The organism is Baekduia alba (genome assembly GCF_028416635.1).
Classification (GTDB): Bacteria; Actinomycetota; Thermoleophilia; order Solirubrobacterales; family Solirubrobacteraceae; genus Baekduia; species Baekduia alba.
In genome coordinates, this window is record NZ_CP114013.1 from 794,403 (window position 1) to 809,361 (window position 14,959).

Annotated in this window: 15 protein-coding genes and 3 tRNA genes; 5 read left to right on the plus strand and 13 right to left on the minus strand. The window is 70.6% G+C overall.

All coding sequences use genetic code 11. The features are described 5' to 3' along the window. Positions 1 to 30: 30 nt before the first annotated feature. The 7 genes from DSM104299_RS03810 to msrA all read right to left on the minus strand — a co-directional run bounded on the left by DSM104299_RS03810 (position 31) and on the right by msrA (position 5,574). Positions 31 to 1,464, minus strand: coding sequence for a discoidin domain-containing protein (locus DSM104299_RS03810; protein ID WP_272475967.1), 1,434 nt, complete (start codon positions 1,462 to 1,464; stop codon positions 31 to 33). 103 nt (positions 1,465 to 1,567) lie between these two features. Next, complete coding sequence (locus DSM104299_RS03815) at positions 1,568 to 2,074, minus strand: hypothetical protein (protein WP_272475968.1); 507 nt, start codon at positions 2,072 to 2,074, stop codon at positions 1,568 to 1,570. Between the two features lie 28 nt (positions 2,075 to 2,102). After that, positions 2,103 to 2,189: transfer RNA gene (locus tag DSM104299_RS03820), tRNA-Ser, on the minus strand. A 174-nt stretch (positions 2,190 to 2,363) separates the two neighbouring features. Next, complete coding sequence (locus DSM104299_RS03825) at positions 2,364 to 3,578, minus strand: hypothetical protein (protein ID WP_272475969.1); 1,215 nt, start codon at positions 3,576 to 3,578, stop codon at positions 2,364 to 2,366. Beyond that, positions 3,560 to 4,324, minus strand: coding sequence for a hypothetical protein (locus DSM104299_RS03830; RefSeq protein ID WP_272475970.1), 765 nt, complete (start codon positions 4,322 to 4,324; stop codon positions 3,560 to 3,562). The genes DSM104299_RS03825 and DSM104299_RS03830 overlap by 19 nt, the downstream gene beginning before the upstream one ends. After that, positions 4,321 to 4,863, minus strand: a complete 543-nt coding sequence (locus DSM104299_RS03835) for an RNA polymerase sigma factor (RefSeq protein ID WP_272475971.1) — start codon at positions 4,861 to 4,863, stop codon at positions 4,321 to 4,323. Before DSM104299_RS03835 ends, DSM104299_RS03830 begins: the two co-directional genes overlap by 4 nt. A gap of 45 nt (positions 4,864 to 4,908) precedes the next feature. Next, entirely contained in the window at positions 4,909 to 5,574 is a 666-nt protein-coding gene (gene msrA, locus DSM104299_RS03840) for a peptide-methionine (S)-S-oxide reductase MsrA (protein ID WP_272475972.1), read from the minus strand. 79 nt (positions 5,575 to 5,653) lie between these two features. Between msrA and DSM104299_RS03845 the strand changes: the two genes are divergently transcribed. The 3 genes from DSM104299_RS03845 (at position 5,654) to DSM104299_RS03855 (ending at position 6,731) form a co-directional block, all read left to right on the plus strand. Beyond that, a tRNA-Ser gene (locus DSM104299_RS03845) sits at positions 5,654 to 5,743 on the plus strand. 60 nt (positions 5,744 to 5,803) lie between these two features. Then, positions 5,804 to 5,877 (plus strand) — tRNA-Arg (locus DSM104299_RS03850). 686 nt (positions 5,878 to 6,563) lie between these two features. Further along, positions 6,564 to 6,731 carry a hypothetical protein gene (locus DSM104299_RS03855; RefSeq protein WP_272475973.1) on the plus strand — a complete coding sequence of 56 codons (168 nt, stop codon included), beginning with the start codon at positions 6,564 to 6,566 and terminating at the stop codon, positions 6,729 to 6,731. 47 nt (positions 6,732 to 6,778) lie between these two features. Here DSM104299_RS03855 and DSM104299_RS03860 read toward each other — a convergent pair whose 3' ends face one another. Both DSM104299_RS03860 and DSM104299_RS03865 read right to left on the minus strand, forming a co-directional pair. Then, positions 6,779 to 8,230 carry a WD40/YVTN/BNR-like repeat-containing protein gene (locus DSM104299_RS03860; RefSeq protein ID WP_272475974.1) on the minus strand — a complete coding sequence of 484 codons (1,452 nt, stop codon included), beginning with the start codon at positions 8,228 to 8,230 and terminating at the stop codon, positions 6,779 to 6,781. Positions 8,231 to 8,246: 16 nt separating this feature from the next. Continuing rightward, positions 8,247 to 9,341: a zinc-dependent alcohol dehydrogenase gene (locus DSM104299_RS03865; RefSeq protein ID WP_272475975.1), complete on the minus strand. Its 1,095-nt coding sequence runs from the start codon at positions 9,339 to 9,341 to the stop codon at positions 8,247 to 8,249. A gap of 169 nt (positions 9,342 to 9,510) precedes the next feature. On the opposite strand from DSM104299_RS03865, the gene DSM104299_RS03870 reads away from it, so the two are divergent. Together DSM104299_RS03870 and DSM104299_RS03875 are read left to right on the plus strand one after the other, a co-directional pair. Continuing rightward, positions 9,511 to 10,281: an IclR family transcriptional regulator gene (locus DSM104299_RS03870; RefSeq protein WP_272475976.1), complete on the plus strand. Its 771-nt coding sequence runs from the start codon at positions 9,511 to 9,513 to the stop codon at positions 10,279 to 10,281. A 229-nt stretch (positions 10,282 to 10,510) separates the two neighbouring features. Then, complete coding sequence (locus tag DSM104299_RS03875; protein WP_272475977.1) at positions 10,511 to 10,696, plus strand: hypothetical protein; 186 nt, start codon at positions 10,511 to 10,513, stop codon at positions 10,694 to 10,696. Between the two features lie 3 nt (positions 10,697 to 10,699). Here DSM104299_RS03875 and DSM104299_RS03880 read toward each other — a convergent pair whose 3' ends face one another. The 4 genes from DSM104299_RS03880 to DSM104299_RS03895 are packed head-to-tail and all read right to left on the minus strand — an operon-like array spanning position 10,700 to position 14,958. Next, positions 10,700 to 11,452, minus strand: coding sequence for an IclR family transcriptional regulator (locus DSM104299_RS03880; RefSeq protein WP_272475978.1), 753 nt, complete (start codon positions 11,450 to 11,452; stop codon positions 10,700 to 10,702). Further along, positions 11,452 to 12,426 (minus strand): ABC transporter permease, encoded by a 975-nt coding sequence (locus DSM104299_RS03885; RefSeq protein ID WP_272475979.1) that lies wholly within the window; start codon positions 12,424 to 12,426, stop codon positions 11,452 to 11,454. The genes DSM104299_RS03880 and DSM104299_RS03885 overlap by 1 nt, the downstream gene beginning before the upstream one ends. Further along, positions 12,423 to 13,400, minus strand: coding sequence for an ABC transporter permease (locus tag DSM104299_RS03890; protein ID WP_272475980.1), 978 nt, complete (start codon positions 13,398 to 13,400; stop codon positions 12,423 to 12,425). Before DSM104299_RS03890 ends, DSM104299_RS03885 begins: the two co-directional genes overlap by 4 nt. Continuing rightward, positions 13,393 to 14,958, minus strand: coding sequence for a sugar ABC transporter ATP-binding protein (locus DSM104299_RS03895; protein WP_272475981.1), 1,566 nt, complete (start codon positions 14,956 to 14,958; stop codon positions 13,393 to 13,395). The genes DSM104299_RS03890 and DSM104299_RS03895 overlap by 8 nt, the downstream gene beginning before the upstream one ends. Position 14,959 lies beyond the last annotated feature (1 nt).

Here is a 14,959-nt window from a genome sequence, read left to right on the forward strand (position 1 = left end):
CGTCAACCACGGCGGTACGCGCCGCTCGGCTCAGCGGAACGTGACCCAGCGATGCACCGTGCTGCGGCGCTTCTGCTGGTCGACCGCGGACGCCGTCAGCCGGGCCTTGACGGACTTCCTGTGGGCCTTGCGCAGCAACTTGATGGTCTTGCTCGGCAGCGTGATCGTCCAGCTGCCCAGGCCCGGACCCTCAGTCGTCTTCCTGAGGGCCAAGACGGTGCGCTTCTTCGACTTGATGGACTTGGCCGTCGCCTTGCTGAGGACGAGGCTCGCGGTGAACGTGCACTTCGACGAGCACGCGATGCGCACCGGCAGGTCGATGCCGTCGACGGGGTCGAAGGTGATCAGCGGCTTGCGCTGGATGACCGGCTCGACGAGCGCCTTGGGGTCGATGATCCGCAGGTCGAGCGCCGCCGTGCCGAGGCCGCCGCGGAAGTCGCGCGCGCCGACGGCGACGTGGTAGGTCCCGGCCGCCGTCCAGACGTGGGCGACGCTCGGGCCGCTGGTGGCCTGGTCCCAGCGGCCGTCGCCGTCGAAGTCCCACAGGTAGCGGGTGATCGTCGAGTCGGCGTCGGTGAAGGCGGCGCGGAGGCGGACGACGCCCTTGATGAAGCTGCGCGGGGCGTCGACGGCGACGGTGCCGGCCGGCGGCGTGTTGGGGCCGGCGCCGAAGACCTGGAGCTCGCGGAGGTCGATCGTGGGCTGCGCGGCGTCCTGGGGCGCGAGCGCCTGGAGGCGCACGAACCGGATCTGCGCCGTGTTGGCGCCCGGCGCGATTGCGGTGTTGCGGTTGCGCGCCGACGCGTCGAGCGTGCCCTCGGCGGCCGTGTTGTAGGTGATGCCGTCGGGCGAGGTCTGGAGGCGGTAGGCGCCCAGCGCGGCGCCGGCGTCGTGTGCGCAGGATGCCGACGGGTCGATCACGAACTGGCGGACGTCGATCGTCTGGGGCAGGGCGATCGTGATCTGGGCGGGGTCGGCCTGCGGGTCGGGGTGCGTCGCGACCGTGGCCGACCAGCCCGTGGCGCGGTCGTTGTCGGTCGCGGCGGAGCTGGCGCAGCCGGCCGCCGCCGCGCCGTCGTCGTTGGACGAGCTCTGCGCGCCGCCCGCCGAGGCCGCCCAGTCGCGGTGGAGCAGGACGTTCTGGGTCCCGAGGCCGGTGGTCGGCAGCGTGATGCCGTCGATCTGGGTCTTCTCGTAGCCGGTCGGGCCGGCGACGGTGAGCGTCCCGGTCTCGCCCGGCTGGAGGCCGGTCAGGAGGTAGCGGCCGCTGCCCTCGGCCGCGACGGGCGGCAGCGCGCCCCACGCGAGGGTCGCGCCGGAGAGGCCGAGGCCGGTGTCGGCGTCCGACACGTAGCCGGAGACGCCGCCGCCGAGCAGGCCGGCGGCATGGGCGGGCTCGGCCGCGCCGAAGGCGGCCGCGACGGCGATGACCAGCGCCGTGACGCTGCTGCGGGATGACGACATGAGTTCCCTCCTGCTCCTCTGACACGCCCTCCTGGCGGCGGCGCAGCCTAACCGTGCGGCGGCCCGCGTGGCTAGTGCGAAGGAGACAAGCCTGTTCCCTCGGTCAGGCGCGCCACGCGAGCGTGAGGGTCCCGCCGACGGGGACGCCGCGCCACTGCCAGGCCGCTTCGCGGAGGCGGTCGGCGAGCGGCGGGATCGCCTGCGGGGTGAGCGTCGACGGTCGCCGGTGCCCGGTCAGCCGCGTGATCGCCCGGTCGTCGTGCGGCAGCTCGCCGTGGACGATCATGCAGACGGCCGCGACCGCGACCTCCGCGACGTTGAGGTCGAGGCTGTTGGCCTTGGTGATGTCCTTGCCTCGCGCGCTGGCCCGCGGCTTCTGCCGTCCGGCATGGACCGACGCGAGCGGGAACAGCCCACCGGCCTCCAGCGTGCCCCAGACCCCTCGCTCGAGATCCAGCTGCCGCTCGACCACCAGATGCGCGATGTCGTGCGGCAACGGCGGCTCGAACCGGTTGTACGAGCCACCCCGCAGATGGACGACCACGCCATCCGGCCGCCTGGCGAGCGCGTAGTACGCCCGCCCGGCCTCGCGATGGAAGGTGACGTCCATGGCCGGGACGCTACGGGCCTGGGTGCTACGGAGCGGGAGGGATTCGAACCCCCGGACCCTTGCGGGTCGGCTGCTTTCAAGGCAGCTGCAATCAGCCGGACTCTGCCACCGCTCCAAGGCGATCCAGCTCCTGCGGAGTCACCGACCTCCTGCCCGCATGGCACTCGCGCAGGAGGTGTCAGACCCATCGGGCCGCATCACGTAGAGCCAATCGTACGACTGCGCGACGATCGACTTCACCACGTAGCCCTGCGCGTTGGAGTGGACGCTCCCGGTCGCGGCCGACGGCTCAGCGGTGACGCGGGCGCGGGCGGACCGGTGCGGGCGCGATGCGGACGGTGGGTGCGGCGATCACGCAGGGGGCGCGGTAGAGGACGTTCGGTGTCGGGATCCGTAGGAAGCGGCCGCAGAGGCCGGAGCCGTCGGGAGAGACGACGGGGGAGGGTTTGTACGTGGCGGGCGGCGAGCAGCGGATGCGGCCGACGAACGCGGCCGTGCCGAGCGGCTGGACGTGCGGTGTGCCGTCGCCGCCGGTCCAGACGACGTAGCGCTCCTCGGGGCGCTTGGCGCGCGGGACGACGAAGGCATAGGCGTTGTCGACGACGTCGGCGCGGATCGCGGTGCCGTCCGGACTAGTCAGGAACGCTGCGGGTACGCCGTCGGGCACGATCCCGGAGACGCTCAACATGTCGTGGTTGGGCCCGCCGCACGGATCGATCGCGACGGGCTCGCGGCCGCGGACGAGATCCTCGAGCCGGCCGCCGGCACCGGCGGGCGCGCCGCCGAGGGCGACGACGGCGAGTCCGGGGTGGGGCTTGGCGGCGGGCGCCGGCGCCGGCGCCGTCGGCGCGGGGGTGGGTGTCGTGACGGCCGGCGGGGTCGCTTGCGGGGCCGTCGCGGGCGGCACGGCCGTCGGCGGAGCGTGCTTCGGCCTGGTCGGCGGCGCCGCCGGCGTGGCTGGCACGAGCGTCCGGCGCTTCGGCTTGGATGCCGACCCCGGGGCGCGGATCACGCAGCGCGTCAGCGCGAGCAGGCCGTCCTTGACGTCGCGGACCGGGACCACCCACGCGCGGCCGCCGTCGGCGGTCGTGCGCAGCAGGCGCGCCGCGGCGGGATCGAAGGGCTCGAGGCCGCGGGCGCGCAGGGCGGCGAGCGCCTCGGCGGGCAGCGCGTCGTCCGCCGCCTGGGCCTGGCGCAGCACGCCGAAGGCCTTCGTCAGGTCGTCGGGCACCGGCTCGACCGCCGGCGACTTGTCGTCCTTGATCACGCACGGCCGCCCGGCGTCGACCAGGGTCGGCGCGGCGACCGCAGGGGACAGGATCCGTCGCGCGCTGGGCGCGCGCTGCAGCAGCACCACGCGCGTGTGCGCGCGTGCCCGCGCGGCGGCCGCGGCGCGCGTGCGGTCGGTGTCGCGGCCGTCGGCCAAAGCGGCGAGGACGCCGAGCGCGATGCAGGCGAGGGCGAGAGCGGCGACGGCGGGGAACGTCACGCGGCGGGTCGACATGGTGCCTCCGGGGTCGTGGGCGCGCAGGTGAGAAGGGCTTGGCCGGCGGCGTCGTCGATGCGGACGCTCGCCACGTCGCGGCCGCCGTCGAGGGCGACGGCGAACACGCGCAGCCCGCGCGGCAGGTGGCCTTGGGCGATGGCGTCGCCGTCGACCGGCTGCGCGGCGAGCTGCACCGACGAGGCGGCGCCGCCGCCGTACGCGCGCGAGATGACCGTGACGATCGCCGCGCCGGCAGGCAGCGCGCCGAACGCCCAGGTCTGGTTCGACGCCGGGTCGTAGTAGGTCTGGACGCGCCGCGCGGCGAGCGCGCGGGGGTTCGTCCCACCGGCGTCGCAGCGCGCGCCCGCGCCGCCGCCGGGCACGCTCAGGAACAGGCCGACGGCCTCGATCGTCCCGTAGCGGCACGTCGTCGCGCTCAGCTTCCAGGCCACGCCGCGCTGCGTCCCGGCCCCGACGTACACGGCGGCGCCGGCGCCGGCGGGCGCGACGCCGTCGGGTGCGCGCAGCCGCTCCGGCAGCAGCGGCGGCGGGTCGGGGGCCCAGACCGCGTCGCGGGTCGCGATCGCGGTCGGGACCAGCGCCAGCGCCGCGGCCGCCGCGACGACGAGCCCGCGGCGGCCGCCACGCAAGCGCGGCACGGCGAAGCGCCGGCGCGAGCGGCGCGTCTCCGCCGAGCCCGCCCAGGCGCCTTCCAGCGCCGCGCCGAGCTCGGCCAGGATCGCGTCCGGGTCACGGCCGCTCATGCCGTCCCCTCCATCGCGAGCGCGAGCGTCCGCAGCCCGCGGGACACGCGTGCGCGCACCGCGTCCTCGGAGATCCCGAGCCGCCGCGCGATCGCCGCGTAGTCGAGCTCGTCGACGATGCGCAGGCGCACCGCGTCGCGCTGCTCGGGGGACAGGTCCTCCAGCGCGCCGGCGAGCGTCGCGCGCAAGGACCCCAACTCGGCCAGCTCCTCGAGCCGCGCGATCTCGTCCGCCGCCAGCTGCGGCGGATCGACATGCAGGCGTTGCAGCGCGGCGCGCTCGGTGCGGCCGCGGCGCAGCGCGTCGGCGAGGACGTGGCGCGCGATCCCGTAGGTCCAGGCGGCGAGCGCCTCCTCGTCGTCCGGGTCGCCCGAGAACCGTGCGCGGGACTCCCACGCGCGGGCGTAGGTCTCCCCGACGAGGTCGACGGCGAGCTGGCCGTCGTAGGTCCGGCGCGTCAGCCAGATCAGCAGGCGCCGCGCATCACGGCGATACGCGGCGGCGAGGTGCTGATCGGAGATGGACGAACGACGGGCCACGCGATGATCTTCGCGTGGCCCGCGGAGTTGTGACGCAGCCTGCGGCTAGGACGCGTCGACGCCCACTCCGATCGGGCACGAGACGCCCGTCCCGGTCATCGAGCAGTACCCGCCCGGGTTCTTGGACGGCGAGAGGTACTGCTGGTGGTAGTCCTCGGCGTAGTAGAACGGTCCGGCGGGCGCGACCTCCGTCGTGATCTCGCCCTTGCCCGCGCGCGCGAGCGCGTCGTCGTACCGGCGCTGGGAGAGCTCGGCGGCCGTGGCCTGCTCCTCGCCGACCGTGTAGATCGCGGAGCGGTACTGGGTGCCGACGTCGTTGCCCTGGCGCATGCCCTGCGTCGGGTCATGGGCCTCCCAGAACGCCTTCAGGAGGTCGTCGTAGGAGATCTCGGCGGGGTCGTAGGCGACGAGGACGGCCTCGGTGTGGCCGGTGCGGCCCGAGCAGACCTCCTCGTAGGTCGGGTTCGGCGTGCTGCCGCCCTGGTAGCCGACGGCCGTCGTGTAGACGCCCGGGAGCGACCAGAACGCACGCTCGGCGCCCCAGAAGCAGCCGAGGCCGAAGTAGGCGACCTCGATGCCGGCGGGGAACGGCGGCGTGAGCGGGGTGCCGAGCACCGTGTGGGGGTTCGGCACCGGGATGGTGGCGTCGCGACCCGGCAGCGCGTCCTCCGCGCTCGGGACGGACAGCTTGTTTCGGTTCGAGAAAAGCATCTGAATGAAGGTCTCCGTGCGGTGCTCGTACGTTACGCCGGTGAAGCCGGGCCAGTTCCGTACACTTCCCCGATCCCTTGGAGAGGTGGCCGAGTGGCTGAAGGCGCTCCCCTGCTAAGGGAGTATGGGGTTTAGAGCCCCATCGAGGGTTCGAATCCCTCCCTCTCCGTTCCCGTCTGCTCGACCTCACCGCACCGCGGCCGAGGCCGGGCTAGACTGGATGCCCGTTGCGCCCGTAGCTCAGCTGGATAGAGCGTCGGTCTACGGAACCGAAGGTCAGAGGTTCGAATCCTCTCGGGCGCGTCACGGAAAGCCCCGCAAAGCGGGGCTTTCTGCTTCCCAGGAGGCTCCCAGTTTTGGCGCGTTGGCGCTGGTGGGGCAACGTTTAGGGCAACACGACACGGTTCGGGGGCAGGCGCGAGAGGCTCCGAACGCCGGGGTGGCGACCGACGCTGCTCGATGGGTTCTGGCCGTCTCGGACGCCAGGACCTCGTCGAGCGACACGATCATGGTGTGGCGCAGGCCGACTGACCGGCGCCGTCGTCGTCGATGAGGATGATCTCGATGTGGTGAACGGCCAAAGCTGTCTGCGTCAGGCGTCGGGGAGGAGCGAGCGGGAAGCTCAAGCCGATCCAGAGCGCTGGTACAAGCTCACCGAACGTCCAGGTCCCGGCCCCCGGATGCTCGCGCAGCCAGGGCGCGGAAGAACCTCAACCGGCGCGGTTTCCGGTATCAGCGTTACCGGGCACGCGCGCAGATCGGCGGCGATCGGACCGCATCGACGCCGACGCGGCGGGCTTGCTTCCGCTTTCTCGCGCGCGGAGCTAGCGTGGCGCGTCCGGGGCCGGCGATCGCGCCGGCCATCAAAGCGCCCCCGCGCCGTGTCACCGGCCGGGGGCATGGCCCAAGGAGCGTCAACTCCATGGACAACTCAGACCGTATCGGTCGGGGCTCGGTTGAGATCCCCGACGAGCTCTTGCCGTTGTTGCGTGATCGAGTACTACTTCGAGAAGCTCTTCAACGGCATCGGCTTGCTGTTCTACCTGCCGTCCTGGGAGCTGAGCGACATCCGTGACCAGCTCGCGGGAATCGTCGATGACATCGACGTATTCGACTGGCGCGGCGTCGATCTGCTCTGGGGTCGCAAGCCGGCCTGAGAAACCCGCGTGCGGCGCGGCGGTTGCCGCGCCGCAACGGGTCGGCGTCAGACCTCGGCCGGCGACCTGGAGCCGGTCTCGCGCAGAGACGTGAACAGCGTCCGTGCGTGGTGGCGCAGGTTGTGCCATCCCTCGTCCTCCAGCGCGTGGCCGAACAAGAAGTCGCGCGGGCCCGCGTCGCGCTCGGCCATGAAGTCGTCGGAGGCGGCGCGCAGTTTCGCCACCTCGCTGCCGAGCTCCTCGAGCTGTGCGGCCTGCTGCTCGTCGAGCAAGCCTGCCGACACGAGCTCGCCGACGCGCGGAGCGTGCGCTTCGACGGTCGAACACGCCCGCTGCAGCGACCCCAGCTGAACGTAGCGGCGCTGGGCCTGTGGCCCGCACGCGAGGTTCATCAGGGCCAGGCGCAGGGCGGGATCGAGGCCGTCACCGAACGAGGGTGCGAACAGGCTGCCGATGGGCCCGCCCGATCCGAAAACGGTGCCCGCACAGCGAATCACCGGGCTCGGAAGGTCGGCCGGCCACTGCAGCTCGGCGTTGCTCCAAGTCGCTCCCGAGTCGCCGGACCGATAGAGGTCTCCGGTGATCGTCGTGTAGTAGAAGGCGCCCGGCTCGTCCGGCGACGTCGTCAGGAAGCCCATCGCCGTTCCCTCACGGTCTGGGAGCCCATCGGTCAGCTCCTGCCACGGTTCGTCGCCGACTCGGCGGTAGAGCGTCGACCACACAGGGAAGCCGGGAATCGGGACGGCGTGCCCGCTGTACGGGTCCTTAGCCGCGACGATGACGATCGTCTCCGGATCCCCCGGGTCGACCGCCGCGCCGTCGAAGTAACAGATCTCCTCGGGGATGCCTTCCAGGTCACGGCGCCACGTGGCGCCGCCGTCGCGGGTCTCGGCGTAGAACATGCCGCCCGACTCGTAGACGCGACCGGGAGCGCCAGGGTGGGTGAGGAGCGTGTGCGCGTCGGGATCGGCGTCGGGGCACAGCTCCCAGTTCTCGCCCCCGTCCCCGCTGCGGAAGATGCCGCCGAGCTCGATGCCGACGAGCAGCTTCTGCGGATCGCCCGGGTCGATCGCGATCGACTCGATGTGATGGGTATCGGGCGCGGGCGGGAAGCTCCATTCGGGACGCGATGGGATGTCCTGGAGTGCCAGGGCCGGAAGCTCGTGGAAGGTCGCGCCCCGGTCCTCGGAACGCCAGAGCGCGGACGGCTCGGTGCCGATGTAGATGACGCCGGCGCCGTTCACTCGCTCGCCATAGCTGACCGCCATCGACCACACCAGGGACCCGATCCCCGGACCGGCCTGCTCCCATGTCGCCCCGCCGTCGTCGCTGCGAAACAGTCCGTCATCGACGGTCGCCGCGTAGACGAGGTTGGGCGCGAGTGGGTCGGCGGAGATGCGGACCACCGGTCCGGCCTTGAGCGTCAGTTCGGCCTTGGCCGTGCCATTCAGCGTCACCCGTGCGAGACCCTCATCGAGGCCAAACCAGATGTTTGTCATGTCGTTACTCCCTGGGTCACGGCTTGGCGATTGCCATCCACATCGGCTCTCGTCGCTCGCGGAGGGCCGCCGTTGCCTTGTTGATGTCTTGAAGTGGGTAGCGATGAGTGATCAGGTCGTCCGCGACCAGTCGGCCGGTCGCGAGCAGGTCGATGATCTGGCGCGTGTCGGAGCGTGTGCAGCTGCGCGTGCCGACGATCCGCCAGCAGTTGGCGACCAGGGCGGCGGTGGGCATCGGCGGGGCGGAGTAGTTGATCCCCATAACCGCAGCGGTGCCGCCGGTTCGCAGCGCCGCGATCGCCTGCCACGTGCCCGCGCCCGTGGAGAAGTAGTCGACAACCGAGTGGACCCCGGACGGCGCGAGTCGCCCGATCGCCTCGGTTAGTCCCTGCGCCTCCTCCCAGCCCTCGTCCAGCTCCTCCAGCGCCACCGCGTCGACCGGCTGGTCGACCAACGACTGCAGTGCGTCGAGCCGCTCGCGTGACCGCGCGACAGCGATCAGGCGCGTGACGCCGAAGAGCGATGCCAGGCGGATCGTGGCGGCACCCATGTTCCCGGTGGCGGCAGTCACGACCAGCGTCGCGCCCGGATCAAGCGCGGACAGCTTGAGCGCGCGCAGCGCGTTCGCCAGCGTGTGCACCTTCGCTCCGACTTCGAACGAGACGGCGGCCGGCAGTGGGTCGAGCAGCCAGTCGGGAGTTCGCGCGAACTCGGCGAGCGCGCCGTCGCGGTAGTGCTCGCGCAGCGGGCGTCCGTCCTGCCCGAAGACCGGGCCGCCAAACAGGGAAGCCCCGTGGCACATCTGTTCGCGGTCGGTGCGGCAGTACTCGCAGTTCCTGCAGCCGAGGTTTGCGTGGATCCTGACGCGATCGCCCGGCGCGAACGTGACGACGTCGTCGCCGACCTGCTCGACCGTGCCGGCGGCCTCATGGCCCAGCGTCGTCGGCACCGGGAGAATGCCGATGCTGGCAAGCCGCGCGAAATCCGCGAGCAGCGGTGACAGCCCCGCGGCCGCGACCTTCACGAGGACGTCGTGCGGCCCAAGGGTGGGGAGATCAACGTCCTCGATCCGGAGCAGTGTTTCGTCGGGGTATGCCCTCGCAGCAAGCACTTACGGCCCTCCTCGGTAGTCGCGCTTCTCCCTCTCGGTCAAGGTTAGGCGCACACCGGTTCTGTCTGGTAGATAGAATCTTGTTGCGATCAGCGAAACCTATGATGCCTCGCCACGTTTGTCAACCAGCGTGTCGTCGCGGGCTCCGGCGCAAGTAGAGTCGCGTCTGATGAGCGACCCGACCGTCCCCGCGTACCCGATTGAATCGGTCGATCGCGCGCTGACCGTGATCCTGGCCTTCGAGGAGACCGACTCGTTGACGATCGTCGAGGCGAGCCGGCTACTCGGCGTCTCGCGCTCGACCGCCTACCGGCTGCTCACCGTGCTCGAGCATCGTGAGTTCGTCCGCCAGGACAAGCGCACCAAGTCGTTTCACGGCGGCCCGGCGCTGCTGCGCGTCGGCCTCGCGGCAGTCCAGCGTTCCGACATCCGCGTCGCGCTTCACCCGCTGCTGGAGCGCGTCGTCGCAGAGGTGGACGAGACCGCCCACCTGGTGGTGCTCCAAAACGGCGACGCCTTCTACCTCGACTGCGTCGAAGGCTCGAAGATGGTTCGCGCGACGTCGCGCGTCGGGTCGTCGCTGCCAGCGCACGTCAGCGCTGCCGGCAAGGTGCTCTTGGCGAATCTGCCGCTACGCCGGCTCGATGAGCTGCTCAGCGGTGAGCTGCGAGCCGTCACGCGACGGTCGAAGGTGTCCGCGAACTCCGTGACGCGGGAGCTGAACAAGGTGCGCAAGCAGGGCTGGGCCATTAACGACGAGGAGAGCGAGATCGGGCTGCGGGCCGTCGCGGTGCTCGTCGATGCCGCGGCGACCGGTACCGGGATCGATGCGGCGATCACCGTCGCCGGACCGAGTCTGCGGCTCACCCCCGAGCGTCTCCTCGAGATCGCCGCGATTCTCAGCACCTGCGTCGTGGACTTTGCGGACGGCTCGCCGTAGGTCGAAGGCGTCTGCTAGTCGTAACAGAGTTTCGATAGACGACCAAAATGCGTGACTCACCACGAGGCGCGACCTATAGCCGCGGGCCTTATGGCGACGCTCGACACTGCTGCATCATCCGTCCCGGCCAGTCGAACATCGAGCTCGACGGCGACATGGCGGTCGGCGAGACGTACTGCATCGCGACGTACGTGGGTCCGGGCGAGGCGGACCAGCGACGACCGTTCTGATGACGAGGTATCTCGACCGCTTCGAGAAGCGCGACGGGGAGTGGACGATTGCCGATCGCGTCGTCGCGTTCGACGCTCAGCTCAACGTCCCAGGCGGGCTGCCGGCGCTCGCTCCGGAGCCGAACTGGGGCCGGCGTGACGAGACCGACGCATCGCACGCGCTGTTCGCATCGCTGAAGCGGTGAAGCTCACGCCGGGATGAGACTCGCCAGCACGTTGGCGATCTCGAGCAGGCGCCCCTCATCGAGACGCTCCGATGGGCCGGCAACGCTGATCGCCGCGTCCATGATCCCGCGCTCGGGCGCCCCGGGGATGAGGACGCTGACGGCGCGGACGCCCGCTTCGCTCTCCTCGTCGTTGATGGCGAACCCCTGCCGCCGCACCTTCGTCAGCTCACGCTGCACGCTGCCCGAGGAGACCTTCGAGTTCAGCGTCAGCGCGTGGAGCTCGCCGCTCAGAGTGTCGGAGAGCCGGGCGGGAGGGAGGTTCGCGAGAAGCACCTTGCCGCCCGAGGTCAAGTGGGCGGGGAACGAGGTCCCCAACCGAGCCGTCGCGCGAACGACTTTCGAGCCTTCGACGCAGTCGAGAAAGAACGCCTGACTGCCCTGGAGGACCACGAGGTGCGCGGTTTCGTCCACTTCGGCGACGACGCGCTCGAGCAGCGGGCGCAGCGCGGCCCTCACGTCTGATCGCTGCACCGCCGCGAGCCCGACGCGACGGAGGGCGGGCCCGCGATGAAAGATCTTCGAGCGTTTGTCCTGGCGGACGAACCCGCGATGTTGCAGGACGCTCAGAAGCCGAAACGCGGTGGATCGCGACACGTCGAGGAGCGTGCTCGCCTCCGTCACGGTGATCGAGTCCCTGTCTTCGAAGGCAAGGATCAGCGAGAGCGCGCGGTCGACCGACTCGATCGGGTAGGCAGGATTCGCAGCGCCACGCACTACACGCGATCCCGAAGCCTGTCGCTGCGGCCGTAGCCGGCCACAGCGAGCAGGATGAGAACGCCGAAGATGATCTGCTGGTCGGCAGGGTCGTAGCCGCGGCCAACCAGAATCGTGGTGAGCTCGGTGAGCATGAGCGCGCCGACGACCGTATGTGTGTAGTCGCCACGCGCCCCCATGAACGCGGTGCCACCGAGGATCACCGCCGTCAGACCTTCGAACAGGTATGGGTCGCCGAGCGTCTGGGTGGCGCCGGAGAACCCCGCGAGCAGGATTCCCACGAGCGCGGACATCGTCGCGCTGGCGGCGAAGACCGCCGCCCAGACGCCCCCTGTCGGAACGAGCGCCAGCGACGCAGCTCGCGAGCTGGCACCGGTCGCATAGGTCCAACGCCCGGCCCTGGTGCGGTGCAGCAGCACCGCCATCGCGCCCGCAAAGAGGACCCAAATGGCGACGATCGGACTGACCGATAGTCCGAGCGTGGTCGCGTTCGGGCCGACGATGTCCGAGAGAAAAGCCGGCGGTGCGCCGGTCACGGTCCCGTGCGTCCAGGCGACGACTCCACCCGCCGCGATCGACCCCATGGCGAGGGTCACGATCAGCGAAGCGATGCGGTAGCGGTAGCAAATCCATCCGGCTGCCCCGCCAAGCGTGGCCGCGATCGCGACGATCAGCGCGAGCGCGAACGGGAAGGCCCAGTGGTACGTGCCACAGAGCTCGCTGACCATGATCGCTCCAAGCGCGATGAAGCCCGCCACCGAGAAGTCGAGGCCGCCGACGATGATCACGAGCGTCTGTCCGGCGGCCGCGAGACCGAGCAGTGCCGCGAGCACCAGCATCGGGCGGATGCTCTGGGTCCCGGCGAACCCGTCGAGCGTCGCCGAGCCGTAGACGAAGAGCAGCACGAGCGCCAGCAGCTGCAGCACCGGCCATCGCCGCTGCATGCGCGCGATCGACGTCACGAGTGCGGTCACGCCGTCGCCGCCGTTTGCCTTGTCGCGATTCGAGGTGCCGCTGCTCTCGAGCCGACGACAACCCCGAGCAGAAGCATGCCGCCGTAGACGACCGGGAGCCATTCCGGTGCCACGCTCAGCGCTCCCAGGAACGTCTGGATCAGGTACAGCACGATGGCGCCGAGAGCGGATCCGACCATGCCGCCGCGGCCGCCGTAGAGCGGGGTCCCGCCGAGCGCGACCGCCGTGATGCCAACGAGGGCGTAGCTCGCACTTGCTCCGGCTTCACTTGCTTGGACGAGTGCCGTGAGCGCGATCCCGGCGAAGGCGGCGAAGACGCCGCCGATCGCGTACGCGATGACCCGCGTCGCCGCCACGTTCACACCGGCCGAAAATGCGGTCGCGTCGTTGCCACCCACGGCGTACAGCGCGCGGTGGTAGGCCGTGCGCCCCAGCAGCAGCCAAATCACGACGGCAGCGCCGATCACGAGCACGGCGCCAGGCACTGGCCCGACCTGATCGGCCAGCGACGTCGTCCAGTTGCTCCCGGCCGCCTTCGGAGTCGCGCCGACCTTGAGGTTGATGCCGTTGATGACGAAGAACATGCAGAGGGTCGCGATCACCGGCTCGTAGCGCAGCACCGCAACGAGGAGACCGTTGATCGTCCCGACCGCGAGCCCGAACGCAGCAAGAATCGCGACGTTCGCCCAGGCGGAGTCGATGCCGTGCGGCAGGAGGGTGTGGACGAGCAGGACGTTGCACAGCACCGCGAGTGGACCGACCGAGATGTCGATTCCGCCGCCGCCGGACAAGATCGCCGGCGTCGAGGCGAGCGCCACCAGCATCACCGGCGCGAGGGTCGCCAACTGCTGAGGCCAGTTGTCCGGGTTCGCGAAGTGCGGCTGGGCGATCACGTTTGCGATGAAGAGCGCGATCGTGAGGAGCAGCGCAAACAGGTAGGACCTTCCCCGGAGGAACCCGAGCGCCTCAGTCATGGCGGGCCTCGGAGCGGTTGTGCGCGAAGAACGCCGAGACGAGCGCCTCGCGCGTCAACGCGTCGCGCCCGATTTCGCAGGACAGCTCGTCCTCACGAAATACGAGGACGCGGTCCATGAGCTCGACGTGCTCGTCGACCTCCGTCGACACCATCACGATGGCGACGCCTTCGCCGGCCAGCGAGATCAGCAAGTCGTAGAGATCCCGCTTTGCGGCGATGTCGATGCCGCGGGTGGGGTCGTTGAGCAGCAGAACACGAGGATCGGAGGCCAACCAGCGGGCGATCACGACCTTCTGCTGGTTTCCGCCAGAGAGCGACGTGATCGGATCCTCCGCGTCGCCGAGCTTGATGTTCAAGCGGGCGATCCACGGTGCAAGCCGGGCGCGACTCAGAGATGGCCAGACCAGCCCATGTCGAACATCGCGCCGAAGCGTTGGCAGCGCGAAGTTCTCGCGCACGGATTTCGACTCGAGGAGCGCTTCGGCGCGCCGTTCGCGAGGGACGAGGGCGACGCCCTCGCGCGCGGCCTCGCGGGACGAGGTCAGAGCGATGGTGCCATCGTCGCCCTCGCGCATCACCGCGCCGGCCACGGCCCCCGTGCCCCACAGCGCGGAGAGGAACGCCTCCTGTCCATGGCCTTCGAGTCCTGCGAGCCCAACCAACTCGCCCGCGCGGATCTCGACGTTGATCGGCGCAGCGCCGGGGCGGAGCACCAACCCGTTGGTGCGCAGCACGGTCGCGCCGTGCGGCCGTCTCGTCTCCTGGCGGGCCGACTTCTGCGTCAGATGATCAGCGCCCGTCATCAGACGGACGAGCTCGCCAGCCGACGCCTGATCACGGTCGAGCGTCGCAACGGTCTCTCCGGACCGCATCACCGTGCAGCGATCCGCGATCTCGGAGATCTCATCCATGCGGTGCGAGATGAAGATCACGGCGGCGCCCTGTGCAGCGAGCTGGCGGAGCAACCCGAAGAGCCGCTCGCGTGTGGCGATGTCGAGCGCGGATGTCGCCTCGTCGAGGATCAGCACGGCCGGGTCCCGGACGAGCGCGCGCGCGATGCAGCACGCTTGGCGCTCGCTCAAGGAGAGCGCTTCCACCGGCAGGTTCAGCCGTGGCGGCACCTCCATGAGCTCGGCCAGAAGTTCGGTGGCGCGGCGCCGCTTGTCGCGCTCGGAGATCGTGCGGCGCAACAGCCCGTCCGTCCCAAGCCACACGTTCTCGAGCACGGAGCGTGGCTCGACGACCAACACCTCTTGGAAGACCGCGGCGATCCCGCTTTCCAACGCCGCGTTGGGAGTACGCGCCCAACCCACGTGAGCTCCATCGAGTTCCATGGATCCCGCGTCTGGACGATGAACGCCCGTGAGGATCTTGACGAGCGTGCTCTTGCCGGACCCGTTTTCGCCGACGATCGCGTGGACCTCGCCAGCGCGCAGCTCGAACGACGCCGAGCGCAGCGCCTGCGTCGCTCCGAATGACTTGGCGACGCCGGTTGCTCGCAGCAGGACCGGCTGCAGGACGGGCAGCGTGCGGCCGCCGCGGCTGGCTTCGCTCATC

Coding starts and splice junctions, on each gene's coding strand:
- DSM104299_RS03875 (WP_272475977.1), top strand. CDS start 10,511: ATGACGAGGTATCTCGACCGCTTCGAGAAGCGCGACGGGGAGTGGACG.
- DSM104299_RS03830 (WP_272475970.1), bottom strand. CDS start 4,324: ATGAGCGGCCGTGACCCGGACGCGATCCTGGCCGAGCTCGGCGCGGCG.
- msrA (WP_272475972.1), bottom strand. CDS start 5,574: ATGCTTTTCTCGAACCGAAACAAGCTGTCCGTCCCGAGCGCGGAGGAC.
- DSM104299_RS03810 (WP_272475967.1), bottom strand. CDS start 1,464: ATGTCGTCATCCCGCAGCAGCGTCACGGCGCTGGTCATCGCCGTCGCG.
- DSM104299_RS03860 (WP_272475974.1), bottom strand. CDS start 8,230: ATGACAAACATCTGGTTTGGCCTCGATGAGGGTCTCGCACGGGTGACG.
- DSM104299_RS03815 (WP_272475968.1), bottom strand. CDS start 2,074: ATGGACGTCACCTTCCATCGCGAGGCCGGGCGGGCGTACTACGCGCTC.
- DSM104299_RS03825 (WP_272475969.1), bottom strand. CDS start 3,578: ATGTCGACCCGCCGCGTGACGTTCCCCGCCGTCGCCGCTCTCGCCCTC.
- DSM104299_RS03890 (WP_272475980.1), bottom strand. CDS start 13,400: ATGACTGAGGCGCTCGGGTTCCTCCGGGGAAGGTCCTACCTGTTTGCG.
- DSM104299_RS03870 (WP_272475976.1), top strand. CDS start 9,511: ATGAGCGACCCGACCGTCCCCGCGTACCCGATTGAATCGGTCGATCGC.
- DSM104299_RS03895 (WP_272475981.1), bottom strand. CDS start 14,958: ATGAGCGAAGCCAGCCGCGGCGGCCGCACGCTGCCCGTCCTGCAGCCG.